Source organism: Colwellia psychrerythraea (genome assembly GCF_000764225.1).
GTDB lineage: Bacteria > Pseudomonadota > Gammaproteobacteria > Enterobacterales > Alteromonadaceae > Colwellia > Colwellia psychrerythraea_D.
The window spans coordinates 73781-100600 of record NZ_JQED01000055.1 but is presented as its reverse complement, the minus strand read 5'-3'; the positions used below and the strand labels follow the sequence as shown (position 1 = coordinate 100600).

General features: G+C 39.4%; 28 protein-coding genes. 21 read left to right on the top strand and 7 right to left on the bottom strand.

What is annotated here, in order from left to right; all coding sequences use genetic code 11:
• Positions 1–12: 12 nt before the first annotated feature.
• From rplB to ND2E_RS03270, 16 genes are all read left to right on the top strand, one after another.
• Entirely contained in the window at positions 13–837 is an 825-nt protein-coding gene (rplB, locus tag ND2E_RS03200; RefSeq protein WP_033095432.1) for a 50S ribosomal protein L2, read from the top strand.
• A gap of 97 nt (positions 838–934) precedes the next feature.
• Entirely contained in the window at positions 935–1210 is a 276-nt protein-coding gene (gene rpsS / locus ND2E_RS03205; RefSeq protein WP_033095431.1) for a 30S ribosomal protein S19, read from the top strand.
• Between the two features lie 11 nt (positions 1211–1221).
• Positions 1222–1554: a 50S ribosomal protein L22 gene (gene rplV / locus ND2E_RS03210; RefSeq protein WP_033095430.1), complete on the top strand. Its 333-nt coding sequence runs from the start codon at positions 1222–1224 to the stop codon at positions 1552–1554.
• Between the two features lie 12 nt (positions 1555–1566).
• A complete protein-coding gene (gene rpsC, locus ND2E_RS03215) occupies positions 1567–2262 on the top strand; it encodes a 30S ribosomal protein S3 (RefSeq protein ID WP_033095429.1) in 696 nt (231 codons plus the stop codon).
• 11 nt (positions 2263–2273) lie between these two features.
• Positions 2274–2687 carry a 50S ribosomal protein L16 gene (gene rplP / locus ND2E_RS03220; protein ID WP_033095428.1) on the top strand — a complete coding sequence of 138 codons (414 nt, stop codon included), beginning with the start codon at positions 2274–2276 and terminating at the stop codon, positions 2685–2687.
• On the top strand, positions 2687–2878 hold the full coding sequence (gene rpmC, locus ND2E_RS03225; RefSeq protein WP_033095427.1) for a 50S ribosomal protein L29: 192 nt from the start codon (positions 2687–2689) through the stop codon (positions 2876–2878). The genes rplP and rpmC overlap by 1 nt, the downstream gene beginning before the upstream one ends.
• Entirely contained in the window at positions 2878–3129 is a 252-nt protein-coding gene (rpsQ, locus tag ND2E_RS03230) for a 30S ribosomal protein S17 (protein WP_011041713.1), read from the top strand. Before rpmC ends, rpsQ begins: the two co-directional genes overlap by 1 nt.
• Before the next feature lie 239 nt (positions 3130–3368).
• Entirely contained in the window at positions 3369–4316 is a 948-nt protein-coding gene (pip, locus tag ND2E_RS03235) for a prolyl aminopeptidase (protein ID WP_052056937.1), read from the top strand.
• 118 nt (positions 4317–4434) lie between these two features.
• Positions 4435–4506, top strand: a complete 72-nt coding sequence (gene pqqA / locus ND2E_RS22820) for a pyrroloquinoline quinone precursor peptide PqqA (RefSeq protein ID WP_011041711.1) — start codon at positions 4435–4437, stop codon at positions 4504–4506.
• 363 nt (positions 4507–4869) lie between these two features.
• The gene (gene pqqB / locus ND2E_RS03240) at positions 4870–5787 is read left to right on the top strand and encodes a pyrroloquinoline quinone biosynthesis protein PqqB (protein ID WP_033095425.1); all 918 of its coding nucleotides are present in this window, start codon (positions 4870–4872) and stop codon (positions 5785–5787) included.
• A gap of 181 nt (positions 5788–5968) precedes the next feature.
• Complete coding sequence (pqqC, locus tag ND2E_RS03245; RefSeq protein WP_033095424.1) at positions 5969–6724, top strand: pyrroloquinoline-quinone synthase PqqC; 756 nt, start codon at positions 5969–5971, stop codon at positions 6722–6724.
• The gene (pqqD, locus tag ND2E_RS03250) at positions 6721–6993 is read left to right on the top strand and encodes a pyrroloquinoline quinone biosynthesis peptide chaperone PqqD (protein WP_033095423.1); all 273 of its coding nucleotides are present in this window, start codon (positions 6721–6723) and stop codon (positions 6991–6993) included. Before pqqC ends, pqqD begins: the two co-directional genes overlap by 4 nt.
• On the top strand, positions 6986–8122 hold the full coding sequence (gene pqqE, locus ND2E_RS03255) for a pyrroloquinoline quinone biosynthesis protein PqqE (protein ID WP_033095422.1): 1137 nt from the start codon (positions 6986–6988) through the stop codon (positions 8120–8122). The genes pqqD and pqqE overlap by 8 nt, the downstream gene beginning before the upstream one ends.
• Positions 8119–9879 carry a peptidase M16 family protein gene (locus ND2E_RS03260; protein WP_033095421.1) on the top strand — a complete coding sequence of 587 codons (1761 nt, stop codon included), beginning with the start codon at positions 8119–8121 and terminating at the stop codon, positions 9877–9879. Before pqqE ends, ND2E_RS03260 begins: the two co-directional genes overlap by 4 nt.
• A gap of 99 nt (positions 9880–9978) precedes the next feature.
• Positions 9979–11295, top strand: a complete 1317-nt coding sequence (locus ND2E_RS03265) for an amidohydrolase (protein ID WP_033095420.1) — start codon at positions 9979–9981, stop codon at positions 11293–11295.
• Positions 11296–11549: 254 nt separating this feature from the next.
• On the top strand, positions 11550–12443 hold the full coding sequence (locus ND2E_RS03270; RefSeq protein WP_033095419.1) for a LysR substrate-binding domain-containing protein: 894 nt from the start codon (positions 11550–11552) through the stop codon (positions 12441–12443).
• Between the two features lie 417 nt (positions 12444–12860).
• Here ND2E_RS03270 and norR read toward each other — a convergent pair whose 3' ends face one another.
• A complete protein-coding gene (gene norR / locus ND2E_RS03280; RefSeq protein ID WP_033095417.1) occupies positions 12861–14444 on the bottom strand; it encodes a nitric oxide reductase transcriptional regulator NorR in 1584 nt (527 codons plus the stop codon).
• A 249-nt stretch (positions 14445–14693) separates the two neighbouring features.
• Here norR and ND2E_RS03285 point away from each other — a divergent pair, with 249 nt between their 5' ends.
• The 3 genes from ND2E_RS03285 to hmpA are packed head-to-tail and all read left to right on the top strand — an operon-like array spanning position 14694 to position 17552.
• Positions 14694–14966 carry a hypothetical protein gene (locus ND2E_RS03285; RefSeq protein ID WP_033095416.1) on the top strand — a complete coding sequence of 91 codons (273 nt, stop codon included), beginning with the start codon at positions 14694–14696 and terminating at the stop codon, positions 14964–14966.
• A 1-nt stretch (position 14967) separates the two neighbouring features.
• Positions 14968–16254 (top strand): NnrS family protein, encoded by a 1287-nt coding sequence (locus ND2E_RS03290; protein WP_033095415.1) that lies wholly within the window; start codon positions 14968–14970, stop codon positions 16252–16254.
• A 50-nt stretch (positions 16255–16304) separates the two neighbouring features.
• Positions 16305–17552: an NO-inducible flavohemoprotein gene (gene hmpA, locus ND2E_RS03295; RefSeq protein ID WP_223303689.1), complete on the top strand. Its 1248-nt coding sequence runs from the start codon at positions 16305–16307 to the stop codon at positions 17550–17552.
• Between the two features lie 116 nt (positions 17553–17668).
• On the opposite strand, the gene ND2E_RS03300 is transcribed toward hmpA, so the two are convergent.
• The 5 genes from ND2E_RS03300 to ND2E_RS03315 form a co-directional block, all read right to left on the bottom strand.
• Positions 17669–18448 (bottom strand): HvfC/BufC N-terminal domain-containing protein, encoded by a 780-nt coding sequence (locus ND2E_RS03300; RefSeq protein ID WP_033095413.1) that lies wholly within the window; start codon positions 18446–18448, stop codon positions 17669–17671.
• Positions 18445–19338: an MNIO family bufferin maturase gene (gene bufB, locus ND2E_RS03305; RefSeq protein ID WP_052056935.1), complete on the bottom strand. Its 894-nt coding sequence runs from the start codon at positions 19336–19338 to the stop codon at positions 18445–18447. Before bufB ends, ND2E_RS03300 begins: the two co-directional genes overlap by 4 nt.
• 109 nt (positions 19339–19447) lie before the next feature.
• Complete coding sequence (locus ND2E_RS03310) at positions 19448–19735, bottom strand: BufA1 family periplasmic bufferin-type metallophore (RefSeq protein ID WP_033095412.1); 288 nt, start codon at positions 19733–19735, stop codon at positions 19448–19450.
• Positions 19736–20030: 295 nt separating this feature from the next.
• Complete coding sequence (locus ND2E_RS23205) at positions 20031–20168, bottom strand: hypothetical protein (protein WP_190277866.1); 138 nt, start codon at positions 20166–20168, stop codon at positions 20031–20033.
• Positions 20169–20211: 43 nt separating this feature from the next.
• On the bottom strand, positions 20212–21963 hold the full coding sequence (locus tag ND2E_RS03315) for an arylsulfatase (protein WP_033095411.1): 1752 nt from the start codon (positions 21961–21963) through the stop codon (positions 20212–20214).
• A gap of 255 nt (positions 21964–22218) precedes the next feature.
• Here ND2E_RS03315 and ND2E_RS22540 point away from each other — a divergent pair, with 255 nt between their 5' ends.
• Positions 22219–23208: a helix-turn-helix domain-containing protein gene (locus ND2E_RS22540; protein ID WP_052056933.1), complete on the top strand. Its 990-nt coding sequence runs from the start codon at positions 22219–22221 to the stop codon at positions 23206–23208.
• Positions 23209–23213: 5 nt separating this feature from the next.
• Here ND2E_RS22540 and ND2E_RS03320 read toward each other — a convergent pair whose 3' ends face one another.
• Complete coding sequence (locus ND2E_RS03320) at positions 23214–24077, bottom strand: bile acid:sodium symporter family protein (protein ID WP_033095410.1); 864 nt, start codon at positions 24075–24077, stop codon at positions 23214–23216.
• 371 nt (positions 24078–24448) lie between these two features.
• Here ND2E_RS03320 and ND2E_RS03325 point away from each other — a divergent pair, with 371 nt between their 5' ends.
• Complete coding sequence (locus ND2E_RS03325) at positions 24449–26764, top strand: aminotransferase class V-fold PLP-dependent enzyme (protein ID WP_033095409.1); 2316 nt, start codon at positions 24449–24451, stop codon at positions 26762–26764.
• The last annotated feature ends 56 nt before the right edge of the window (positions 26765–26820 follow it).

Genomic DNA, 26820 nt, shown 5'->3' with positions numbered 1-26820 from the left:
GGAGCAGTTAAAATGGCTATAGTAAAATGTAAACCTACTTCTCCGGGTCGTCGTCACCTAGTTAAAGTGGTAAACAAAGAGCTTCATAAAGGTAAGCCTTATGCACCATTATTAGACACTAAGTCTAAGTCTGGTGGTCGTAACAATAATGGTCGCATTACGGTTCGTCACATTGGTGGTGGTCATAAGCAACATTATCGTATCGTTGATTTTAAACGTAATAAAGATGGCATTCCAGCCAAAGTAGAACGTTTAGAATACGATCCAAACCGAAGCGCTAACATTGCATTAGTTTTATATGCAGATGGTGAACGTCGTTACATCTTAGCCCCTAAAGGCTTAACAGCTGGTGATACTATCCAGTCTGGTGTAGATGCTCCTATTAAAGCAGGTAACACAATGCCGTTGCGCAACACACCACTAGGTAGTGTTGTTCACGCAATCGAACTTAAACCAGGTAAAGGTGCTCAAATCGCACGTGCTGCTGGTACTTACGCACAATTAGTTGCGAAAGATGGTGCTTACGTTACTTTACGTCTTCGCTCTGGCGAAATGCGTAAAATCGAAGCAGATTGTCGTGCTACTTTAGGTGAAATCGGCAATTCTGAACACATGCTTCGCTCTTTGGGTAAAGCTGGTGCTTCAAGATGGCGCGGTGTTCGCCCAACTGTTCGTGGTGTTGCCATGAACCCAGTTGACCATCCACACGGTGGTGGTGAAGGTAAAACATCTGGCGGTCGTCACCCGGTATCACCTTGGGGTGTACCAACTAAGGGTTACAAGACTCGTTCGAACAAGCGTACTGATAAATTTATCGTACGTCGTCGCACTAAGTAATTAGTGCATTAAACTAATATTCTGATTGCTTGAGCTTAGTTAACTTCGGTTATCACTAAGTTCAACATGAAGAATTTGAATTATATAAGGATTCACCATGCCACGTTCCCTCAAGAAAGGTCCATTTATTGACCTACACTTGTTGACGAAGGTAGAGAAAGCGGTGGAAAGCGGGAATAAAAAGCCAATTAAAACTTGGTCCCGTCGTTCAATGATCATTCCTACAATGATCGGATTGACCATCGCTGTCCATAATGGCCGTCAACACGTTCCTGTATTTGTAACCGAAGAAATGATCGGTCACAAATTAGGAGAATTTGCACCAACTCGTACTTATCGCGGTCATATCGCTGATAAGAAAGCTAAGAAGTAAGGGGAAGTTAAATGGAAGCTATTGCTATACATAAATTTGCCCGCGGTTCTGCTCAGAAAGCGCGTTTAGTTGCGGATCAAATCCGTGGCACAAATGTAGAGAAAGCACTTGAAATTCTAACTTTCAGCAACAAAAAAGCTGCTGAATTAGTTAAAAAAGTACTTAACTCTGCAATCGCAAATGCCGAGCATAACGAAGGTGCAGATATTGATGAATTATTCGTTAAAACAATTTTGATTGACGATGGTCCAACAATGAAACGTATTATGCCACGTGCGAAAGGCCGAGCCGATCGCATCATCAAGCGCACTAGTCACATCACTGTGATTGTGTCTGATTCTTAGGAGTATATTAGTATGGGTCAAAAAGTTAATCCTACCGGTATTCGCTTAGGTATCACGAAACCTTTCGCGTCTACTTGGTTTGCAAGCAACAAAGATTTTGCTAGCAACTTAGACGGCGACCATAAGGTTCGCGAATTTTTAAAAGAAAAGCTTAAGCGTGCATCACTTTCTAAAGTGGTAATCGAACGTCCAGCTAAATCTATCCGCGTAACAATTCACACGGCTCGTCCAGGTGTTGTTATCGGTAAGAAAGGCGAAGATGTTGAGAAACTACGTTTAGCCGTTTCTAAAATTGCTGGTGTTCCTGCTCAAATCAACATCGCTGAAGTACGTAAGCCAGAAATGGATGCGCAGCTTGTTGCAGACAGCATCGCTAGTCAATTAGAACGTCGTGTTATGTTCCGTCGCGCTATGAAGCGTGCAGTTCAAAATGCAATGCGTTTAGGCGCGAAAGGCATCAAAGTACAAGTTAGTGGTCGTTTAGGCGGCGCTGATATTGCACGTGCTGAATGGTATCGTGAAGGTCGTGTACCTTTACATACTCTACGTGCTGATATTGACTACGCAATTGCGCGTGGTGACACTACTTATGGTGTTATTGGTATTAAAGTTTGGATCTTTAAAGGCGAAATTATTGGCAACATGCCATTACAAGCAGAGCAACCAGCTGCTAAGCCTAAAAGAAAGAACAACCGTAAAGCGAAGTAGAGGAATAAGTAATGTTACAACCAAAACGTACTAAATTCCGCAAGCAAATGAAACTACGTAACCGTGGCTTATCGCACACGGGTAGTTCAGTTAGCTTCGGTACTTTCGGCTTGAAATCGGTTGAGCGTGGTCGTATGACTGCACGCCAAATTGAAGCCGCTCGTCGTGCCATGACTCGTCATGTTAAACGTCAAGGTAAAATCTGGATACGCGTATTCCCTGATAAGCCAATTACTAAAAAACCTCTTGAGGTTCGTATGGGTAAAGGTAAGGGTTCAGTAGAATATTGGGTTTGCCAAATTCTTCCTGGTCGTGTTCTTTATGAAATGGAAGGTGTTTCTGAAGAAATCGCGCGTGAAGCATTTGCTTTAGCTGCTGCTAAACTTCCATTCAAAACTACCTTCGTAACTAGGACGGCATTGTAATGAAAGTTAGTGAACTTAAAGCAAAAAGCATTGAAGAGCTAAATGCTGAATTACTAGAACTTCTTCGCGAGCAGTTTAACTACCGCATGCAAGCAAGCACTGGTCAATTAGCACAAACTCATTTGCTAAGAACTGTACGTCGCAATATCGCGCGCGTTAAGACTATCATCACTGAAAAGGCAGGTAAGTAATGAGCGAAACTAAAATCCGCACACTACAAGGCGTTGTTGTCAGTAACAAAATGGATAAGTCTATCGTTGTTTTGATTGAACGTCGTGTTAAGCACCCTATGTACGGTAAATACATGACGCGTTCAACTAAGTTGAAAGCGCATGATGAAACTAACGTATGTAACGAAGGTGACTTAGTAACTATTACTGAAGTTGCGCCAATTTCTAAGTCTAAGAACTGGAAATTAGTTGACGTAATTACTAAAGCTTAATTTTATAATTAAACTTAAATAGTTATCAAAAAGACCTTAACATGTATTTGTTAAGGTCTTTTTTTATGCTCAAAATTTATCGACGACATCACTGAATTAGCTAATAAACAGGAATGCAAAAATATAAAGGGTATTATTTAATTAACGCCACTTCGTTGCTCTTTCATTAACCTAGTGTAAACTGTTCGCGTTATTAGTTTTTAGCCTTTTTTCTCCCAGTACTTGTTACGAGGCCTACTTTGTTGCATTCACTTTACCCTGACATCAAACCATTTTCTCAACAGTACCTAGAGGTTAGCCCTCTTCATCAACTCTATATTGAGCAGTGCGGTAATGAGCAAGGTATTCCAGTTGTTTTTTTACATGGGGGGCCAGGTTCAGGCTGTCGTGAACAGCATCGCTGTTATTTTGATCCTGCAATTTATCATATTATTTTATTTGATCAACGAGGTTGCGGGCGATCAAAACCTCAAGGTGAACTAAAAGAAAACAACACTATCGCACTAGTTGAAGATATTAATGTTATTCGAAAACACCTTGGTATTAGTCAATGGCTGGTCTTTGGTGGCTCTTGGGGAGCTACATTAGCTTTGCTTTACGCGAAGCAATATCCTACGCAGGTATTAGGCATGATATTACGGGGAGTTTTTCTCGGCCGTCCGCAAGACATCAACTGGGTATATAGTAATAATGGTGCAGCGAAAATCTATCCCGAAGCATGGCAAGCTTTCGTTGAAGAACTACCTCTTCATCAGCAACAAACCCCACTAAAAGCCATTTACCAACAGTTAATTAGTAGCGACGAGCAAATAAGTCGAAATGCTTATAATCGCTTACAGCAATGGGAGTCGGCAATACTAAATATTCAACCAAGTCCCCCTGCTAGTAAAGGCGATGCAATCAATAAATATCCCTCAATCATTCAACTACATTATTCAATAAATCATTGCTTTATTGAACAAAGCCCTATTTTGGAGCAAATATACCGAATTGGTGATATTCCGATTAACATAATACAGGGTCGTTTTGACTTTGTTTGTCCCGTTGAGCAAGCCTGGCAATTGGCTTATCACTGCCCACAATCGACATTGACGGTAATTGATGAGGCAGGTCACCTTGCTAATGAGCCTTTAATGATTAACGCCTTAGTTGAGGCAACGCGTAGTTTTGCAAAACAGTTATCGTGACATTCCTAACTGATCCCCTCCTATTTATTAATAATGTTCCTTCTAAAGTATGATTTCTTTCCCATAGTTCCCGATCTATATTGATCTAGCAACTAACTTACAATAACGAGGATTGACTATGTGGACTAAACCAAAGTTTGAAGAAATGCGTTTAGGTTTTGAAGTAACACTTTATATCAGCAACAGATAATGCTTTTTAAAAATAATACCAGCTTCAATTGATTGGTATGCGATAACCCTCGGTAACTTCTCCCTCTGAGGGTCTTTTTCATAGTTATTATACCAAGTGAAATAATGAATGAGTCAATTCAGAGCTGTGTTGGGGAAGTTAGAACAAGCAAAATTTGTGCGTATATAGTCACTCTATATCAAACAAATTTGTGAGGTTATCACTTTCCTGACAAGCTCCCAAGGGCGAGTTTAAAAGGTATATATGCGGCGTTATTGATTTTGACAAGGGAATAAGCATTCTCTTCAATCAATGCCTTACATCTACACCTTTTAATTCTCGCAGAATGATCTATTCATTACTTCAATTGGTATTAAGGAATTTATGCAAATTTTAATTCTTGGTTCGGCTGCTGGTGGTGGTTTCCCACAGTGGAACTGTCATTGTGCTAATTGCAAAGGATTACGAGCAGGAAGCATAAAAGCGACACCGCGTACCCAGTCATCTATCGCTGTCAGCCCTGATGGTAAAAACTGGGCATTAATTAATGCATCCCCCGATATTCGCCAACAAATAAATCAATCTCCACAATTATGGCCTGAGCAAGGTGCACGAGGTACTAATATACGTGGCGCTATTCTCACCGATAGCCAGATAGATCATACCACGGGATTGATCACCCTACGTGAAGGTTTACCCCTAGATGTTTATTGTTCTCATGTTGTCTATGAAGATTTAACTTCAGCTTACCCGTTATTTAACATGCTAGAACACTGGCATGGCGGCCTGAACTTTAAGCCTATTGGTTATCAACAAAGTGATGCATTTACTGTTTCCGGTGTTGCTGATATTGAATTCATTCCCGTGACTATTGAGTCGAATGCGCCTCCTTATTCTAAGTATCGTGACAAAGTCGTAGCAGGTAACAATATCGGCCTTAAAATTGTTGATAAAACGACTGGAAAGTACCTTTTTTATTTACCAGGTATAGTAGAAAGCACCCCTGAAGTTGAAGAGATATTGGCAGCAGCGAGCTGTGTATTAATAGATGGCACGCTATGGCTTGACGATGAAATGATCGCACAAGGCGTTGGAACCAAACTAGGATCTCAAATGGGTCATATGCCCGTTAATGGAGACTTTGGTACTGTGGCTTTACTCAATAAATTTAATATTGAACGAAAGATTCTCATCCACATTAATAATACCAATCCGATCCTCAATGAAGAATCCTCACAGCATCAATTTGTTTTAGACAATGGAGTTGAAATAGCCGTTGATGGCATGGAAATAACAATCTAGTTTTATTTAATACCGTCAGAGACGTTAATTCTCATGCAGTGACGAAAGTCATATAGTAAATACCCTAATAATTTGATATTAAAGAGAAAAAAACTAACTCATTACCGACTATTCCGCAGCTAAAATAATCTGATAATTACGGTAATTAATACCCACATATAAACTCAGAGGTGCTTTATTTATGCAACAACCATGGACAAAAGAGCAATTTGAAGAAATGCTCCGCGCTAAAGGGCAGCTTTATCATATTCATCATCCATTTCATATTGCCATGCATCAAGGCGAATGCACTGTTGAGCAAATTCAAGGCTGGGTGGCAAACCGCTTTTACTACCAAGTTAATATTCCTATTAAGGATGCCGCCATATTAGCTAATTGCCACGATATGGAAACCCGACGTTTATGGATACAACGCATACTGGATCACGATGGCAGTGTAGAAGACAAAACTTTAGGTGGTATTGAGGCATGGTTACAATTAGGCCAAGCTGTAGGGCTGGATAGACAAGATTTACTTGATGAAAAGTTTGTATTACCCGGCGTTCGATTTGCCGTAGATGCCTATGTAAACTTCGCACGCCGAGCTAACTGGCAGCAAGCTGCCTGTTCATCACTTACAGAAATGTTTGCTCCCCAAATACATCAAAGTCGGCTAGACAGTTGGCCAAAGAACTATCCTTGGATTGAAACACAAGGCTTGCAGTACTTTCAAATGCGCTTATCTCAAGCAAGACGCGATGTTAATCATGGTCTGAAAATCACCTTAGATCATTTTACGACTCGTCAAGCACAAGAAGAAGCCTTGAATATTCTCCAATTTAAATTAGATATTTTGTGGAGTATGCTAGATGCTATGACCTTAGCATATCAACAAGATCGTGCTCCTTATCAAGAGTTGATCGCTGAGCCAAATTACCATAAGAGAATATTTAAATGATAAACCAATCCGTGCCACCAAGTTTAAACGCTATGTTCCGCCTGCAATGGGAACAAGCGCAAGAATGCTATGTATTATTATTTCCAGAAGGTATGGTTAAACTCAATGGTAGCGCTGGAGAAATTATGCAATTGGTTGATGGTAAAAATCAGGTTATTGATATCATTAGTATATTACATAAGAAATTTCCTGATGCTGGTGATTTAACTGACGATGTTCACGAATTTTTAATCGCTGCTTATGAAAAAAAATGGCTTTATTATGAATAATGAAACCCAAGCGAAAGTTGGCCCTCCCCTGTGGCTACTAGCTGAACTTACTTACGATTGCCCTTTGCATTGTCCATATTGCTCTAACCCGACAGAGCTTGGTGATACAAAAGACGAACTCAATACTGAGCAATGGTTTGATGTATTATCACAAGCACGTGCTATGGGCGCGGTACAATTGGGTTTTTCAGGAGGAGAGCCTTTATTACGTAAAGATTTAGAAGAGATGGTCAAACACGCAAGAGGCTTGGGTTTTTACACCAACCTGATCACTTCCGGCATAGGTTTAACTGAAAAACGAATTGCCAAGTTAAAGGTAGCAGGCTTAGATCATATCCAAATTAGTTTTCAAGGCGCAGACCCAGAAATGAACGATATTATCGCGGGACGCGGAAATGCCTTTGAACAAAAATTTAAAATGGCACAGTCGGTCAAAGCACAGGGTTATCCAATGGTGCTAAACTTTGTTATCTCTAAACAAAACATTAGCCAAGTGGCAGATATCATGCGTTTAAGCTGCCAATTAAATGCTGATTATGTTGAGCTGGCTACGGCACAGTATTATGGCTGGGCGTATGATAATCGAGATCATCTATTACCTTCTCAACAGCAACTAATGGACGCAGAAAAGCTAGTCAATGAGTTCCGAGATAAACAACAGGGGAAAGGTCCTCAGTTCATTTTTGTGACGCCTGATTATTTTGAAGATCGTCCCAAAGCTTGTATGAATGGCTGGGGTAGTACCTTTCTAACCATCGCACCTGATGGGAGTGCACTACCTTGTCATAGCGCAAAAATGTTACCGCTGAAATTTCCCAATGTAAAAGACAAATCTATCAGCGATATTTGGCAGCAAGATTTTTCTTTTAATCGCTTTCGTGGTGATAGCTGGATGCCACAACCATGCCAAAGTTGTGATGAAAAAGAGAAGGATTTTGGCGGTTGTCGGTGTCAAGCCTTCATGATGACAGGAGATATGGACAAAACGGATCCCGTGTGCAGTAAATCGCCCGATCACCATTTGATTGAAGAAGCGATTGAACGCGCTAAACAGCCGAAAAATCCACTAGTGGAAAGGGTGAATAAACGTAGTATAAAAGACGCGGACATTATTCAAATAAAGTTATGATCCCTGCCAGCCAAATTAAGCGTCACTTTAATGGTTTACTGCATCATAATATCAATGACGAGCAAGGCTTTAGCGCACTCATTGTGGTTAACACACCCGCACTCGACGATAGTGGTGTTAGCCACGCGGTCGAACATTTGGTCTTCCGTCGAAGTGCGGCATTTAATCTTCCCGAGTCATTATTTCAGCTGACATCACTCACCGATTTATCTATTAATGCCTCCACCCATTCTAATATCACGTATTATCACTGCCATAGTCAGAATCGGCATACCTGTTTACTGGGCTTAAATTATTTACTCAATGGTTTATTAGCACCTGAATTTGTAAAACAAGACTTAGCACACGAAATTTACCACGACGACTGTTACGGTGTTATTAACCGAGAGTTAAGCCCGCAACAACTTGATCAACAAGCCGTCATTGCCCGTAGTGATACTTCTGCACAACGTTGTTATCAATACGGTGGAGATATTGAACTGATCACACAATTAACCCTATCAGATATCACCCGTTACCATGCACAATATTATCAAGCCCCAAAAATGCACCTGCTCACCGGAAATATTGAGCCAAGTCTAATCGCTTCAGTGCTTGAGTCCATTAATAACAAAGCCAAGGAGGAGCCTTCCTATTGTCCTAAAGCCTTACCTAAAAGTTGCTTTTTAAACAATAAGCATAATGAAAACAACCACATTGGGCACAGTAACTTTGAAGCTAAGAAGCAACTAGTTCGTTGGTATATTGCTGAAGAGTTTTACACTTTTTTCTCAAAAAATTTTAAACGCTTAAGTCACTTAATTGCGAGCTTAGAAGCTAAACTCATTTCACCACAATACAATCTAAATATTAACCAACAGTTTACCCTAGATATAATCGCGCCGATAACTTGCTCCGAAACGACTTTATCTGAAGTTTTGAGTAACTTTATTTTAAGTCAGCATGAAGATAAACGCAGTGAACCAAATAGACAAGCACATAAATTTTCACCTGAAATTTTTCGCTTATTTAATTATTATCAAACCTTCACTGAGGAATTAACACCTGACTTGAGCTCAAACGTCACTAAACAATTAGCACGGAAGTTAAAAAAACAAAGTACATTCACATTAGGCAGCGGCACAGTTTATCCGCTGCAAAAAAAACCAAGAGCCAAGCGTTTACAAAAAACGACGCCAAAGCGGTTATTACCAGTTAAAAATATTTTATTAAAGCAGTTGTCGCAACATGTAAGTGGAGAGATGACCCAACAAAGTGAGTATAAACACCGCCCTTTACCAGCGATATTTTCACCTTTATTCGTACAAGCTCAACAGCAATTAATCCAAAAGCAAGCTCAGAAACAACGACAAAAAAACAGAGTAGAGCTATTTGATGAAGAGCACAGCCTCACGCTGATTAATATTGAAGAGGAAGAGCAAAATGTAGCGATATTAACTAGCTTTATTGTCAACGCATATCCAAGCTTTCTTGCTTCACGAACTCAAGGCCACTGCTATGCTATCGTTTGTCAATTTGTCATTGAGAGTCCTCAACTTGCCTTTTATAGCGCCTATGATGTCGCTCCGTATCTCAGGTTCACAGCTATAAGAGAATCCTTAAAAATCTTATGTAAAGACCTAACATTTATTAACGCAACGTTACCCTTAGCAAAATCTAAACTTAAAGGAGTTGGGATTATCGATATCGCCACTGGTTCCGTGGCTGAATTTATTTCACAAAAGCTCATTAATAACGATGATTCATTTGCTGCTTAGATCTGTATAAAATCAATCGATTCACTCCGAAGTAACTCTATTTGAACACCTTACCCCATTGAGCTAAGATAGTTTGTCAATCGTCAACCGAGTAATACAATGAAAATTATAGCATTTTTAACCACTGTTTTATGCCTTGCTAGCAGCACAATAAGCTATGCCGTGCAGGACAATACAAAATTAGTCAAAGCAGCTATGCCTGAATTAATGGCGATATATAAAGATTTGCACCAAAGTCCTGAGCTCTCCAGTGTAGAATTTAACACAGCGAAAAAATTGGCTAAAACGGCCCGAGATTTAGGTTTTGAAGTCACTGAAAAAGTAGGTGGTACAGGTGTTGTGGCCATATTAAAAAACGGTAAAGGTCCAACCGTATTAATTCGCGCTGATATGGATGCCTTACCGGTAAAAGAGCAAACAGGTTTAGCATTTGCTTCCAAAGTTACCACCACAACTGAAGAAGGCCAACAAGCTCATGTCATGCATGCTTGCGCACATGATACCCACATGAGTAGCTGGGTTGGTACCGCAAAGCTACTCAGTGAAAATAAAACAAACTGGTCAGGAACCTTAGTGATGATCTTACAGCCTGCTGAAGAACGTGGTCGAGGAGCAAAGGATATGATAGCTGATGGCTTATATAAGCGCTTTCCAAAGCCTGATTATGCTTTAGCTTTTCATAATTCTGCCAGTTTAAAAGCGGGTGTTATTGGTTATACCCCAGGATTTACTTTTGCTAATGTTGATAGCGTCAATATCCTTGTTAAAGGGATTGGTGGTCACGGTGCATACCCGCACGCAACTAAGGACCCTATTGTTTTAGGCTCACGCATTGTTGGTGCCTTACAAACCTTAGTGAGTCGAGAGCTAGATCCTCAAGATCCTGCTGTTGTTACCGTCGGCAGTTTTCAATCAGGCACTAAACACAATATCATTTCTGATCAGGCATTATTGCTGTTGACTGTACGTAGTTACTCAGACGAAACACGCCAAAAATTAATCGATGGCATAAGCAGAATAGCCAAAGGTGAAGGTATTGCCATGGGTTTACCTGAAAATTTGCTACCGGTCGTTACCGTTAAAGATGAATATACGCCAGCAACTTATAATCAGCCTGACTTTACGAAGAAAATGGCAAGCTTATTCACTACAGAGCTAGGGAAAGATCGCGTTATTGAAGTCCCCGCGGTAATGGCTGGAGAAGATTTCGGTCGTTATTATAGAGCAGATACTAGTATTAAAAGCATGATATTTTGGGTAGGTGGAGTGCCTCACGATAAATGGCATTCAGCCCAAAATACAGATGAAAGCTTACCATCATTGCATAGCCCATTTTGGGCACCTGATGCAGAGAAAGTCATCGCTACGGCAACTCAGGCGATGAATAGTGCTGTGTTAACCATTTTAGCAAAGTAAGTTCGTCCCCCCCATAAAAAGCGAGTAACAGTGGTCAGTAGCAACAAATTTGCTACTGACTAAGTAACAAGGTTTGGGAATACCTTTCAGGATAAATACCAAACTCTATCACTTTGATTAATCAAGCCCTGTCACATAGCAGGAATAATTACCATAAAACACAAAGGTAATGATTAATTTTATTCATCTATTAATTATTCAAACGATCACATATCATTGTAGTTATCATTACCTTACTGCTAGTGTTTACCATCATGTCAAACAAGCTACCTGCGTTACATCTTTTTGGAATTTTTGAAGCTGCCGCTCGCCATGAAAACTTTAAACAGGCGGCAGCTGAATTATTTATAACTCCCTCGGCAGTTAGTCATCAAATTAAGGCATTAGAAGCTTTTTTAGGTTTTGAGTTATTCCAGAGAAAAAGCCGTGGTGTCGCACTAAATGCTGCTGGTAAAGTCTATTTACACTATGTACAACAGGGCATACATAAGCTTGAACAAGGTACAAAAATTGTCAGTAATAAATTTTCATCACCTTCACTTAAAATATCGACTTTTACCACTATGGCTAGTAATGTCATTATCCCTAAATTAAGTGACTTTCAGCAACAGCATCCAACTATTGATATTCGTATTGAAACGGGGATGAATATCACTGACTTACGTTACGATGACTGTGATTTGGCCATACGCATGGGAAAAGGAGATTGGCCGGGAGTTGTAGTTAAAAAATTACTTAACCTGACAGCCCATGCAGTATGCTCTGCAGACTTTGCCAAAAAACATAAACTGACTTCACCCGAACAAATTAGCCAAGTTCCCCTTATCGACCTTGCCAATATGAATAATATTTGGCGCACCTGGTCGGCAGCTATGCAGCTACCTAAAATGCAATATAAGCATCAATTAACCTTTAGTGATTACGATGCTTCATTACAAGCCGCAGAACAGGGCTTGGGTTTAGCTCTAGCAATCATGCCGATTGAGCATGCATTAATTGAACGCAATTTGTTAGTGTTACCGTTTGAAAAATCAGTAAATTTCGATCAGTCACTCTATGCTGTATACAGTGAAGAAGATCAAAATCGCCATGATATTCACTGCTTTCTTGACTGGTTAACCAAGTTATCCGAGCTTAACTCCATTTAATACTCACCACTCTATAGGTTATTTTAATTCACCTATACGGTGAATATTTTCCTTTTGTAACTATTGCCCTATAACACTAACATTATCCAAACGGTCAAAGCGAGGATAACCTAATGCTTAGTTCTATAATCATGGTGATTTATCGAATCATTGCTCTCTTAATACTAACTATACCTACCGGACTAAATATGTATAACAACGGAGGCATTGTCAGTTCAATTATATATGTGCCACTAATAACGCTGGTACTTTCAGCGATTGCTATCTTTTTCGATGGCAAATTAGAGAACTTCTTAAATCGAAGCCTAATATTAACGAAATTTGCAAAACCTATAACCAATTTGTACCTAAAAAATACCAACGATATAGGAATATCAAAATCAGTAATATAGAAATCTGCTCAGTAGAATGAGTGACTTAAAGAACAGATTTCACCACTTTAATATTCAACCGCTTGGCGATACGATTTAAATTAGCACGATCTGTCGATAGTCGCCTTGCCGCAGCAGCCCAATTGCCATCTTCTTCTTTAAGAATACGGCTAATTAAGTCTTTTTGAAAAGTTTCTGTTTCTGTTTTCAAATTCAAATGAACTTGCTGCTCATTATTTGCTGATGATCCTGTTTCAGCGGTAAACTCCTTCGGCAATTCTTCGCCCAACGTGTTAAGTGAACCGCAATCAACCTTATCTATTGAAATTATCGCTTTATCTCGCTGGCGTGCCCTTGCTTTTAAGGTTGCCCTACTCACAACATGCTCTAGTTCACGGACATTACCAGGCCAGTTATATTGTGTTAAATGAACAACAGCTTGCTCAGTGATTTTAAGTTGAGGTATACCAAGCTTTCGTCTAGTTTGTTCGACAAAGTAACCGGCTAATAACTGTACATCACCCACTCTTTCATAAAGTCTCGGCACTCTGATGGGGTATACGCTTAATCTATGATACAAATCGGCACGAAAACGCCCCTCTCCCACTTCTTCCTTTAAGTCTCTATTGGTAGCAGCGACAATACGAACATCTACTTCCTCAACATTATCTTGACCAACGGGCTGAATTTCATTGCTCTGTATTGCTCTTAATATTTTACTCTGAGCACCTATAGGCAACTCTCCTATTTCATCTAAAAATAATGTCCCGCCATTCGCGAGAGAAAATTTGCCGGCACGGTTTCTATCAGCTCCCGTAAAAGCACCTTTTACATGACCAAAGAGTTCACTTTCAATTAAGTTTTCCGGTAAAGCGGCACAATTGACATAAACCATAGGCCCATGCTGGCGCAGTGACTTTTGATGTAGAGTTCGCGCAACTAATTCTTTACCGACCCCTGTTTCACCGTAAATTAAAATATTAAAATCAGAAGAAGCAACAATATCTAGTTCTTGTTTGAGTTGCGACATAATGAGGCTCTCACCAATGAGCTCTCCACCATCTCGTTTCCACGCTTCTTCTGTTAATTCTGCCACCACCCGCTGCGAATGATCTGCCCTACTTTCAAGTTGCTCTAACAAAAAGGCCGTATTGAGTGTTGCAGCTGCAATGGCTGAAATCACCTCTAACATACGCACTTCAATGTCTTCAAAATCATGGGGGGTGAGACTATCAATCGTTAATAAACCCAAAAGCTTATCAGCATAATACAGTGGCAACCCCATGCATGAATGCACAGGTAAATCACCCTCACGGTCAATCAATAAACCGTCATAGGGATCAGGTAATGGTGAGTCTGCCGCAAAACGAATGGGCGATTTTGACTGACAAAGTGCTAAAAACCTAGGATGTTCTTCAACATAAAAACGACGACCTAAGGTGTCTCTACTTAACCCTTGCAACGCAATAGGTTTAAGCACATCACCATGAAAAGAAAGTAACGCGACAGCATCACAAGCAATTGTTTTTCTAACAGTATCTAATAACCGATCGAACCTATCTTCGCTATTTAAACTCGTCGCAAGGTCAAGAGCTAACTCAATAATGGCTGTTGATGATATTTTTTTCATAACTTTCCTATTGAAAAGATTGCCCTGATTAACGCCCATGCAGTGTTAAAACACTTTTATGATACGGACAAAGAGACAAAGTAACACATAAGAGTCATTATGACTACACACCAAGTGAGTCATAATGACTTCCTATATATATAGAAAATACCTAAACCATTGTATAAAAAGGAAAAACAAACTTGGCATTTGCTTTGCAATTACTAACCGTAATCAAAGTAAATCAACAACAATCAAGAAGGGCTTATTATGTATTCGCAATTTTTCATCGCTGCTCAACTGCCTAAGATAGAGAATGCACTCGCTTTTCAAAAGTGCTTGGTTATAGGTAACTATTTAATGTTGTTGTCTTTTTTTATCGTGATCACTTCTGTTTTTATGACTTTCGTTATTGATGAGCATTTCACTATATCAGCGCAAGTATCCGCACATATAGCCACGATTGTTTTCGCGGGTTTACTCAAAATTGGCTATGTATTGCGCTGTATTGCTTTACATGGCTTTGGTCAAAGGAACTTTTAATATGTTACAAATTCAAGACTCAGAAAGCGCTCAATTAAACTATGATCAACCAAGCTCAGATCATCAAGATAGCAATGCACTAAATTATGTAGCACAACACCCGATATTAGATTTGCCCTTTAGAAGCTACTTTTTACTGGCCGTTGCTTGTTCTATGGTCGCACTAGGAATATGGGCTGCTTATTTTAACGGCTACTTCACCTTTAATGACAATGGCATTACTCCGCTGGCTTGGCATATTCATGAAATGATTTTTGGTTTTGGTGCCACCGTTGCCGTCGGTTTTATTCTTACTGCCGCACAAACTTGGACAGGCCAACCAAGCATTAAGGGCTTATCGGTACTTGCTTTCGTCGGGCTGTGGTTACTCGTTAGAGTTGCATTATTAGTTAACTCACCTAGTACTATTATTGTGGCTATCGTCTTACAAAGTTTCTGGTGGTTAGGCTCAATTATTGTCTTTACTCGTTTAGTGCTCAAAGGTAACAACCGACGAAATTACTTATTTATTCCATTGTTAACAGTATTAATGTCACTCAATATTGCTTTACTGCTGCTTGATTTTAACGGCTACCATGAAGTGACCCGACACATTGCTAGAACCAGTGTATTAATGTTTTGTTTATTGATGGGTATTTTAGGTGGTCGTGTCATTCCCTTTTTCACCGTTTCAGGTGCTAAGCTTGACCCAATCAAAACGCCCAACTGTTTAACACCTTTATTAACAATCACGTCTATTTTGGGAGTATTAGCCTTCTTGAGTTCTGCTTTTATTGAATTGCCCTTTAGTCCGGCAATTTTAATGATAGCAGCTGGTTTACTGCACCTTATCAGACAAGGCTTTTGGCGTAGTTTTGCTACCCGTAATATCGCTCTATTATGGTCACTGCATATCGCCTATTTTGCCTTAGGTTTCGGGCTTATATTACTAGGCTTAAGTTATTTTCAAGCGCAAAGCATTGAATACTTTAGCGTATCAATAACTTTTACTGATGCCTTACACTTAATCACCATCGCAGCAATGGGCTTGATGATTTTTGCCATGATGGCTCGAGTATCTTTAGGGCATACAGGGCGAGCATTAATACCGAGTAAATTAGTTTCCTGGGTGTTCTTCCTGATTATCTTTTCAGCATTTACCCGAGCCGTACTGCCAACGATAACATCACAAGCATTGCTTGCTTGGAATATTAGCGCGCTAGCTTGGTTAATCGCCGGCTTGTTTTTCATAAAGGTTTACTTGCCTATTTTAACCGCTAAAAAGGTTGAAAAATTCTTTAGTCGTTAAAACAAAAGTAAAAAATATTCATCAAAACAATAATTTAAAAGAGAACCTAGGTGACTTTATCTAGGGCGAATTTTTCACTTCAGTTTACCTTAGGAGTAATCATGTTAACTGATAAACATATCGACATTATTAAGAGTACTATTCCCCTGTTAGAAAACGCAGGGCCAGCATTAACGGGGCATTTTTATCAACGCTTATTCAGCCACAACCCTGAACTGCAAGACATCTTCAATATGGCCAATCAACATTCAGGGAGACAACAAGTTGCTTTATTTGAAGCCATTGCTGCCTATGCTAAAAATATTGAAAACCTTGCGGCATTAACCACGGCTGTGGAGCGCATTGCGCAAAAACATACCAGCTTTAATATCAAAGCCGATCATTATGCCATTGTTGGTCATCACCTTATTGAAACCCTGCGTGAATTAGCCAGCGATGTGTTTACAGCTGATGTTGAAGAAGCGTGGACTGCTGCTTATCAATTTTTAGCACAAATATTTATTGACCGTGAAGCACAGTTATATCAAGAGCGCGCAGAAACCTTGGGTGGTTGGCGTGATGCCAGAGCTTTTACTGTAGTCGATAAAGTGATGGAGTCAAAACTCGTCACCAGTTTTGTCTTTATGCCCGTTGATGACCAAGCCGTTATTAGCTTTCAACCAGGTCAATATCTAGGTATTGAAGTAGCAGATCCAAGCAGAGAATTTAAAGAAATTCGTCAATATTCATTATCAACTAAAGCCAATGAACAAACCTATAGAATTTCCGTCAAACGAGAAGTAAATAGCCTAGATGGCATCACAGCTAAAGGCATAGTATCTAACTATTTGCATGATGAGGTAAATATTGGTGATAGCATCAATTTATACGCGCCAGCAGGTGATTTTTTCTTTCATGATCGCCAAGCACCTGTAGTACTGCTTTCTGCGGGTGTCGGTATAACGCCGATGCAAGCCATTTTAGAAACACTAGCACAACAAGGTTATAACCATCCTGTTCTGTATCTGCATGCTTGTGAAAACAGTGAACAACATTCATTTGCTCAACGAACGACAGAGCTTATTGAGCAACATAATTGGCAACAACATATTTGGTACCGAACGGGCGAGGTATCACAGCAACATATACGGCAAGGAATGATGGATTTTACTCAAATAGATTTACCTATTGAACAAGGTGATTTCTATCTTTGTGGCCCAATTCCCTTTATGCAGTTTGCTAAACAGCAATTACTGGCATTAGGCGTAGCTGCAAGTAACATTCATTATGAAGTATTCGGTCCTCACGCTGACTTATAAATAGTTTATAACTTTTTTATAAGTAAACGACTTAAAAACCAGTACTAACACCACATGGATTAGTACTGGTTTTTCTTACTCATCACTCCTGTTAATTAGTTTTACTAACAAAAAAACTAAATTGAAAACCCGCTGATAATGCCTAATTCAATATATTTCTTGAGGCAATCGTCTATAGCAATGTCGGCATTGACAGCCTTAGCACTTTCAATCGTTACTTCAAAATTCAGACCCATTTCAATTGACTGTAAAAAGGTAAATTCACTCTCAGCTACCGTCATCATTTCAGTTTTTAATCCTTGACGAAATAGCACGATAAAAGTATCACTCGTACCATCAAGAGAGAGCTCATTATTTTCAGGCGCATTCTCTTGATTCATCTGCCAAATTTTGTCAACTGGCGTAGCCGAACGCATTATTGAAACTGATGGACTCAATAGAAACGTAATATTCTCTGATGTAGTAACTTTTGCCAAGCGAGTCCAATCAAAATAACTATTATCATTCGCTAATGAGCTTTGATGAAAAAGCCACTCAAGCTGTGCAACATCTTCAAGATATGATAAATGTTTAACTTGCTCAAATGCAGCCAAGAATGATGAAAAACTTTCGCCGTAGTCATCCATATTGCCTGTGGTTGGCCAATGCTTAACAATATAGGATTTACACATTAGTTGAAAAAAGTCCTTACCCACTAACTTTTCAATCACAGGATAACTAAGGCGTAAAGAATTAGTGATATTGGCGATGGCACTATGCTGATAAATTCCCATCAGACCTCGGGCCGATATGAATTGCGTATCAAGATCTTTAGCCATTAACGTATTATCAGCCGTTAGCGTGCCCGATAAACAATCATGGATAAAGTTTGTTTGCAGCTGCGCGAGTGTAGTCATAATCTGCCCTGCCCATTAACTGCATCAGCTATATGCCTTGAATTTTCGATACATTCAACCTTGTTAATAATCGCTTCCGCTTTGCTTTTTTCATCCAACAAAACAGCAAGTTCAGGAATATTAGTATCCCATTCAATCAGAGTGGGTATGGCGCCAAAACGTTTAATTGCTTGCTCATATAACTGCCAAACATCATCACATACCCTATGACCATGGGTATCTATATAAAGCTCTTTTCCTTCAATAACCTCAGTACTAAAACCAGCTAAATGTATTTCCTTTACCGCAGATAGCGGCATATTCTTTAGATAAGTTAAGCTGTCAAAGTGATGATTATGGGCACTGACATAAATATTATTTACATCAAGTAATAAGCCACAACCCGTGTCCTCTGCCAACGCAGATAAAAACTGCCACTCTGTCATCGGGGAGTCTACATACGTTAAATAACTTGAGGGGTTTTCGACTAATATCTGCCTTTGAAGAATATCTTGCGCGCGCCTAATATTGTTAGCGACAATAGTAAAAGCTTCTTCAGTAAGCGGGATAGGTAACAAGTCAGGTAAGAAATGTCCAGCCGGTGATGCGCTCCACGAAAGGTGATCAGAAACCAACCCTGGCTGTAACCATTCAACAGTATTTTTAATCTTGTGTAAGTGTTGCTCACGAATAGGACAATTAATCGCAGCAGAGCCCAATGACATGCCGACACAATGGGCAGAGATGGCATAATGTTGGCGGATTTGAGCCAAATATTTTGACGCAGTACTTGCTGGACTGAAGAAGTTTTCAGTATGAATCTCTAGCCAAGGAACGTCTGGCTTATTGTTAAGAAACTCTCGGAAGTGCTGATGTTTCAGTGATATTCCAACGCCTTGAATACTTTGCATGATGAAGCCATATCAAATCGATTAAAAGTAAAATTGGTGAGGCGCATAGAACATTAGTTCAGCGCCTTTACCATAAATCAAACAAAACGACTAACCTCTATTTTCTCAGCTATTTTTTTGCTGGTTTTAACGCTTTGACCACACCACCGGTAATTTTGTCACAAGTGCCTTTAGGGACATAAACCCACTCATGAGGAGAGTTATCCGTTGTTGCTTGTCCGGCGCAATTATGACTACCATTTAACGCGCCACAGTCATTTTTACCTGCTTTGGCTATACCTGCACACTTTTCCCATGAGGTAGGTTGATTTGGGACGGCATTAACAGAAGTCGCAGTTAACACGCCTAATGCTAAAATACTTGAGATAGCTGCAGTGGCAATTTTTTTGTTGTCCATAGTGATATCCTTTAAGTGTAATTAATTGTTGTGTACAAAAATAAGACAGAGAATAAGAATAATAAATTTCATAAATATTCATAATTTGTGAAGTATTGAAGGCATCATAAAACTAAAAAACCAGCGAGTTATTTTCTAACTTACTGGCTTTTATGAATAAGGTGTTTTTTATTTTTTTAAAGCTTCGAATATAGCCAGACCACTCAGTAGTAAACTATTTTTTCGCTTTCACCGCCGATAATAAACGATAGCCATCTTTGCTCATTTTATCGAATGGCATGTAATGGCGTCCCCCTTAGTTATTAGAGGTTGCAGTACTTGAACTCGCAATCGATATTGCTGACCTATGATCATTAAAGGTAATGATAAAAACAACTAACAAAGATGCACGAAATGCATAACCAATCATCAATAAAAAAGATGATGTACTCATTTAGCACATCACCTTTTATTATCATCACAATTAACGGTGTGACTTATTGGCTTGCCCCTTGGAATGCACTCCAAGCGGAATCTACTGGTAAGATATTATTTTTTGCAATATAGCTCTCATAAAGGGAAATCATTGCTTTTAGTTTCTCTGGGTGCTTAGCTTCTAACGGCTTAGACTCTGATGGATCGGAGACCACGTTATATAAGTGCCATTTGCCATCTCCGAACATACCGGTTCTAACTTTCATCGCTTTAAATTCACCTTGCATCACATAACCATTACCAAAGAGTTCAAATGCCCACCAGTCACTCTCGGTTCTAACCACATCAGATTGTCCATCTAAAAAAGGTTTGATGCTGATGCCACTTGGCGGTATTACCTTTTTACTTTTATACTCAGTCATCGGGTGTTCAACATTGGCGTATTCCAAAATAGTCATAGGAACATCTTTCACATAAACAACCGCGTTTGACTTTTGACCCGCTCTAGCATAATCAGTGCTGAAACCACCTGGCGGTACTATCATTAGAGGAACACGTATACCACCCTCACCAACAAACCACTTCCACCATTGTAATCCGCCAGTAGCAGCATTTGCCCAAGAAGTGCCAATAACATTTTCCGAGTTTGCAGTTCCAATGGCTTCAAAAGATGAATCAAATTGATTCTCAAGCCATTTTGCCATTTCGGGATTACCAGTTTTTGGATTGGTCGGTTCAAAACCTTCAGGGCCGTTATCTGTCATATAAACAACTAAGGTATTATCTAACTGACCTGATTCTCTCAGGTAAGCTAAAATTTGACCGATACGATTATCTTGATCTTCAATCATGGCCGCGTACGTTGCCATGATTTTAGCTTGTTTCTCTTTATTTTCTTGAGAGAGATCTTGCCATTTTTTCGTTAAACTATTAAACGGTGCTTCTGTAGCTTCGTGTGAAATCAAACCTTGCGCTTTTAAACTTTCATAACGGGATTTCTTCAATCCTGCATAACCTAACTCTAGGTACTTAGGATAATATTTCATGATCAACTCTTGAGGAGCTTGAATAGGAAAGTGCGCAGTTGTGAACGCCATATAAGCAAACCAAGGTGTATCCTTTTTAGCACCTTTAATAAACGCTAACATCTGATTAGTGTATATCTCACCAGAATATACCCCGTCAGGGCGATCATATTCTTCGCCGTTTAACGTCCAGTCTTCTTTTCTTTTAACATTAAGACCATTAGGATCTTTAAAATCAGGCGTCATGGCTAAATCATTCCAATGGTTAGAGCCTCCAGATAAAATACCAAATTCTTTAGTGAAGCCCCACTCGAGTGGTCCTTTGCCGCCGGACTCTTCACCACCTAAATGCCATTTACCTGATTTATATACTTCATAACCATCATCATTTAATAACTCCGAAATTGTTACGGCATCTTTAGTGAGATAACCTTCATAACCTTTTTTACCTCTGGTCGGCGGGTAAATAGAGTAATCAAAAGATCCTAAACCCACTTCAATATTATCGTTACCGGTAAAAAGCATTGAACGTGTTACTGAACAAACAGGAGACACGTGGAAGTTAGTAAAGCGAATGCCCGCATCAGCAATTTTATTCATATTCGGTGTGTGAACCTCTGAGCCATAGGCTCCGATATCACCAAAGGCAGTATCATCTGCCACCAAGAGCAAAATATTGGGTTTCTTAGCCTCGGGCCCCGCAGCCACATTGGCTGAGACTGATTCGGTTTTTTCTGCACAACTGGTTAGTAATATAACCGTTGAAAGAATACTTATTATTTTTTTCATAAAAGTTTCCAAAGTGCCTTTATAGTGATTAAATTCATTTTCCCCGTGGACTTCGTCGGCTTACATCCAAAATGACGGCCACTCAAATACAGTAGAAATAACGCTGTATTGAGCTTTAAAATCCATTTATAGTATCTGAGAAAGTATATTAACGTTGAATAGGCATGAGTATGCAGTTTCCGAAAACGTGCTATTTATGTCACGATTAATTTAACGAGACAAAAAATGCTTATAAATAAAGGACGTTAATAAGCGATGGAAATTCACCAAGCAGTTCCCTATACCACTACTGACAGTATTGTCAGAGAAATATCAACATCAGATGTTGACGAACTATCACAATTTCAGCTTCATAAAAATCGACGATATACTCAATTGCAACCAGGCAAACTAAATGGTGAATATCTAGAAGCCAACTTAGGTGACGTACAAATTTTTCGAGAAAACCTCAATGCGGGGGCATTAATTGAAGCAGCCCCTGCAAGCACGTTTCTTCCATTTGCAGCAGTAATTTCAAATGCCGACAACTTTAACTATTGTGGAAAACAAAGAGGAAAAAATACCATATTGCAAGCTACGGGTGGTTTTTGGGATGCCAGTTTTAAACAACATTTAAAATTTATCGTTGCCGCATTTGATAGAGAGACTTTTTGCCGTAATATTGAATTACTCACCGGTGAAGAAATTCCAAATATCTGGTTAATCAGTAAAGCTTCTTTAACTGAGCCTTCGTCATTAAAAAACTATGCTGATGGTCTAGAGAGTATTCTTACGACAGTACAAAATAGTCCCGAAATATTAAAAAAAGAAAATGCTCAACGCATGCTAGCAGATAGTATTTTAAGACTGACTTTGGCTGTACTCACTAAAACAACTCCCATTAATGAGCAACAAGTAAATCAATCTAACAGAGTCAAAGGTGTACGTTTAGTGATTGATTACCTTCACCACTATGCCGCTCAAGTCCCGACGATTCCTGAACTTTGTAATATTGCACAGTTAAGTGAAAGGAATCTTCAGTACGCATTTAAAGAGTACCTAGGCATTACACCAATACGCTATTTACGCTTGGTTCGCCTTAATGGTGTAAAACGTGATTTAGTCCTCGCTCACCCCAAAAAAGATCGTATTGTCGATATAGCATTAAATTGGGGCTTTATAGAGTTGGGCCGGTTTGCTGGAGAATACCGTCAACTATTTCAAGAGTTACCTTCTGTGACACTCAATAACAATACCATGGTTTAATGAGCTTAGAGCCTACTTCTTGATAACGCGGAACGATACAGGCTGATGATGCATAGCATAATAGGTGTTTGAATCACAAAAAAGACAGCAGCAAATAGTAAATAGTCAGAATTATTAAAGATACTAACTGCAATCAAGGCTGCCAAAGCAAGATTTCGCACAGGAAACTCGATCACCACGGCAGCCTCATCCTTATTATTGAGTTGTAAAAAATAACTTAAACAATATGCAATGACCAATGAAGCAAAAGTGAACATCAATGCCAATAAGAGTAATGAAGATAATTGCTCAACAATTTTTTGATGAAATTTAGAGAAAATCGCTAACAAAAGTAATAGTAATCCTACTGCACCTATTTTCTCCAAGGGTGGCATAAGTTTGACCATCAATTCAGGCTTAACAGACCTAACTATCATACCAAGCACAACGGGACAAAGTAGCAATAAGACGAGCTGAAGCGCTTGCTTCACAATAATATTTTCTAAAGGGAAATCAACACCTAATAAAGAAGGGAATACAGTTAACATCACCAGCGGCAAAACAAGTACTGAGACCACACCATTAAAAGCGGTTAAGGTAACTGATAGCGCCACATTAGCTTTTGCTAAAAAACTATAAATATTTGAAACAGCCCCACCTGGACAAAGGGAGACTAATAACATGCCTCCAGCCACTAAACTAGGAGGTTGCATCACCTTAATGATTAACCAAGCGCTAAGGGGTAACAACAACATTTGTCCAAGAGTCACAGCGATAACTTGTTTCTTTTGCGCCCTAAGGTTTTCTATCTCTGTTTTCTCTATGCTTGCACCTATGATAAACATTAAAAAAAACACCAGCACAGGAACTGCTAATTCAATCATTTCCATATTAATTGATACCCAACACCCAGTTGATTTTGTTGATAAAAGCGCATTATAACTTATTCAACTGCCTAGGCAGAGTGAATATAGCCGTTGTAACAAACATTTATTAACTCTTTTATAAAATTCACATCAACTATAAAACAAAAAGAACCGAAACCAGCATAAAACCAACATAAATGGTTTTAATTTCCCCAATTCAGCAAAATATTAGAATATAAACCTAACAATAACTGCTTTTAAAAAAAATAAGCAAAACAATACTTTCTGCTACATGGAACAATAACTTCACGTAAAAACTTGTTAAATTTAGCCTTTTGACTTCCCCTTAAAGCGATAGATTAACAAGATAACTTAATACTATTTAAGAGAGTCTCATGAATAAACGACTTAGCGATACTCACCAGCCACTCAATTTAATTTATCTCGATGCCAATGCGACCACGCAAGTATTACCGCAAGCGGCCTCTGCAGCATTATCAACAATGGAAACTTTCTTTGGCAACCCTAGCAGTAGTCATGTTACTGGCTTGCAAGCGAAACAGATAGTCGACAAAACCCGTCAACAAGCAAAACGCATTGTTGGCACCGATGAAGGCAAAATAATCTTCACCAGCGGTGCAACTGAAGGTATTCAAACAGCAATACTGTCTGCATTAGTCAATGCTAAAAAAACACTTAATTGCAACGAAAACTATAGCCTTTTATACGGCGCAACAGAACATAAAGCGGTACCAGAATCACTAAAACATTGGAATGAAGTACTTGAGTTAAACGCTGAGATAGTTGCGATCCCTGTGAATGAAAAAGGGCAACTTGATATGGAATTCATCGCTAAAGAAGTACCTAACGCTTTGATGATTTGTACCATGGCGGTAAACAATGAAACCGGTGTTTATCAAGATATAAGTTTACTAGATCAAACCATACGAGCCAATAATCCCAAGGTAGCGTGGATGGTAGACTGCGTTCAAGCTTTAGGTAAAACAGACTTATCCTTAGGGCAAACAACTATCGATTATGCACCTTTTAGCGGTCACAAACTTTATGCGCCCAAAGGCATTGGTTTTATGTATGTTAAAGAAAATGCGCCGTTCACTCCTTTTATCGCTGGCGGCGGTCAAGAAAGCGGTTTACGCTCCGGCACCGAGAACTTACCGGGTTTAGCGGCTCTAAGCGTTATATTTACTATGCTTCTTGATGAGAATGAATCAAATTTTACTTCGGTTGAAAACCTACACTCATTTCGCCAGCAAATTGTCTTAGCATTAACTCAAGCATTTCCTGAAGTTGTTTTTAATCATAGTTTTGAAAACTCTGTGCCGACCACCATTAATTTTGCCATCCCAGGATTAAGCTCAAAAGAAATAATGGACTTATTTGATTCAGCTAATATCCGCGTAAGCTCTGGTTCAGCTTGCAGCTCTAAGATAACACGTAGTTTTGTGTTAGATGCCATGGGACTCCCAGCATGGCAAAGTGAATCGGCAATTAGAATGTCATTTGGACCTGCAATGACACAAAGCGAAATTGACAGTGCCTGCAGTCGAATAGTTTTCGCCGCGCAAGCATTAGAGCGAAGCTGTTTGATTATTGATAAAAATACTATCGACACAACGACTATAGAAAACAAGGCTAAAGCTGAGCTAAATGGCCTTGTGCAATTTAAAGTCGGCGCAAGTTGTAGCTGGTTATACATAGATCAAAAAACTAAATCAGCAGTTTTTATTGATCCTTTGCCAGAGCTAACCGATCGTTTACACACATTACTCACTTGTCGAGGCCTTGAGTTAATCGCTGTCATTGATACTCACAGCCATGCAGACCATATTTCATGTCGTCAAAATATCGCTCAATCACAACTAGCCGAACAGCAAACAAACTCACTCGGTTGGCCCGCAGATGCAAAACTAACGACAATTAATGGTCATGAATACCCTTACATTACACTGGGCGACAAGTGGTTAATTAACATAGCGACACCGGGTCATACCAACGACAGTATTAGCTTAGTACTATGTGAACCTATCAAAGACTCAAGCGATAAATTGAGGGTTCATTATACCTTCTGTGGCGATTTAATTTTAATGAACAGCCTTGGCAGAACAAACTTTTCAAACAGTAGTGCAGCTGCTATGTACTCAAGCTTACAGTTGCTAACAGCGCTTATCGGCACCAAGAGCCTGCTTTGTCCAAGTCACGACTATAACAACGAATTTACTAGCCGTATTGAAACGGAAATGGCACGTAACTCACTACTAACTCAGGTAATTAATGATGAAATAAATGCTGAAGAATTTTCTCGACAAAAAATAGCCATGGATAAAAAAATTATGAATAAACCAGACAGAGAAATTATGTGTGGCGCCTTAATAGCTGCTTGCCAAGAATTTATGGTACGAGAATATACCAGCGCCAGCTTAGCCAAGGCAGTAAAGGCATCGACGAACATGAAGCTAATTGATATTCGTGAACCACACGAATACGCACTGCAACACGATAAAAAATTCACATTCAATGTACCTTTAACTCGGCTGGTGCACTTTGTTAAGAACCAGCAACAAAAGGAACAGGAGCTGGTATTCGTTTGTCGCAGTGGTAGTCGCTCGCAATTGGCTGCGCAAGCATTAGCACGGTTAGGTTTTAACAATGTTGGCCATTTGAAAGGTGGTTATGCTTTGCATCAATACTAATAAGCTTTATTGTTTTCGTTTAATTAAAAAGCCAGCATAGTTGCTGGCTTTCTCTC

Coding starts and splice junctions, on each gene's coding strand:
- rplB (WP_033095432.1), top strand. CDS start 13: ATGGCTATAGTAAAATGTAAACCTACTTCTCCGGGTCGTCGTCACCTA.
- rpsS (WP_033095431.1), top strand. CDS start 935: ATGCCACGTTCCCTCAAGAAAGGTCCATTTATTGACCTACACTTGTTG.
- rplV (WP_033095430.1), top strand. CDS start 1,222: ATGGAAGCTATTGCTATACATAAATTTGCCCGCGGTTCTGCTCAGAAA.
- rpsC (WP_033095429.1), top strand. CDS start 1,567: ATGGGTCAAAAAGTTAATCCTACCGGTATTCGCTTAGGTATCACGAAA.
- rplP (WP_033095428.1), top strand. CDS start 2,274: ATGTTACAACCAAAACGTACTAAATTCCGCAAGCAAATGAAACTACGT.
- rpmC (WP_033095427.1), top strand. CDS start 2,687: ATGAAAGTTAGTGAACTTAAAGCAAAAAGCATTGAAGAGCTAAATGCT.
- rpsQ (WP_011041713.1), top strand. CDS start 2,878: ATGAGCGAAACTAAAATCCGCACACTACAAGGCGTTGTTGTCAGTAAC.
- pqqB (WP_033095425.1), top strand. CDS start 4,870: ATGCAAATTTTAATTCTTGGTTCGGCTGCTGGTGGTGGTTTCCCACAG.
- pqqC (WP_033095424.1), top strand. CDS start 5,969: ATGCAACAACCATGGACAAAAGAGCAATTTGAAGAAATGCTCCGCGCT.
- pqqD (WP_033095423.1), top strand. CDS start 6,721: ATGATAAACCAATCCGTGCCACCAAGTTTAAACGCTATGTTCCGCCTG.
- pqqE (WP_033095422.1), top strand. CDS start 6,986: ATGAATAATGAAACCCAAGCGAAAGTTGGCCCTCCCCTGTGGCTACTA.
- ND2E_RS03260 (WP_033095421.1), top strand. CDS start 8,119: ATGATCCCTGCCAGCCAAATTAAGCGTCACTTTAATGGTTTACTGCAT.
- ND2E_RS03265 (WP_033095420.1), top strand. CDS start 9,979: ATGAAAATTATAGCATTTTTAACCACTGTTTTATGCCTTGCTAGCAGC.
- ND2E_RS03270 (WP_033095419.1), top strand. CDS start 11,550: ATGTCAAACAAGCTACCTGCGTTACATCTTTTTGGAATTTTTGAAGCT.
- norR (WP_033095417.1), bottom strand. CDS start 14,444: ATGAAAAAAATATCATCAACAGCCATTATTGAGTTAGCTCTTGACCTT.
- ND2E_RS03285 (WP_033095416.1), top strand. CDS start 14,694: ATGTATTCGCAATTTTTCATCGCTGCTCAACTGCCTAAGATAGAGAAT.
- ND2E_RS03290 (WP_033095415.1), top strand. CDS start 14,968: ATGTTACAAATTCAAGACTCAGAAAGCGCTCAATTAAACTATGATCAA.
- ND2E_RS03300 (WP_033095413.1), bottom strand. CDS start 18,448: ATGACTACACTCGCGCAGCTGCAAACAAACTTTATCCATGATTGTTTA.
- bufB (WP_052056935.1), bottom strand. CDS start 19,338: ATGCAAAGTATTCAAGGCGTTGGAATATCACTGAAACATCAGCACTTC.
- ND2E_RS03310 (WP_033095412.1), bottom strand. CDS start 19,735: ATGGACAACAAAAAAATTGCCACTGCAGCTATCTCAAGTATTTTAGCA.
- ND2E_RS23205 (WP_190277866.1), bottom strand. CDS start 20,168: ATGAGTACATCATCTTTTTTATTGATGATTGGTTATGCATTTCGTGCA.
- ND2E_RS03315 (WP_033095411.1), bottom strand. CDS start 21,963: ATGAAAAAAATAATAAGTATTCTTTCAACGGTTATATTACTAACCAGT.
- ND2E_RS22540 (WP_052056933.1), top strand. CDS start 22,219: ATGGAAATTCACCAAGCAGTTCCCTATACCACTACTGACAGTATTGTC.
- ND2E_RS03320 (WP_033095410.1), bottom strand. CDS start 24,077: ATGGAAATGATTGAATTAGCAGTTCCTGTGCTGGTGTTTTTTTTAATG.
- ND2E_RS03325 (WP_033095409.1), top strand. CDS start 24,449: ATGAATAAACGACTTAGCGATACTCACCAGCCACTCAATTTAATTTAT.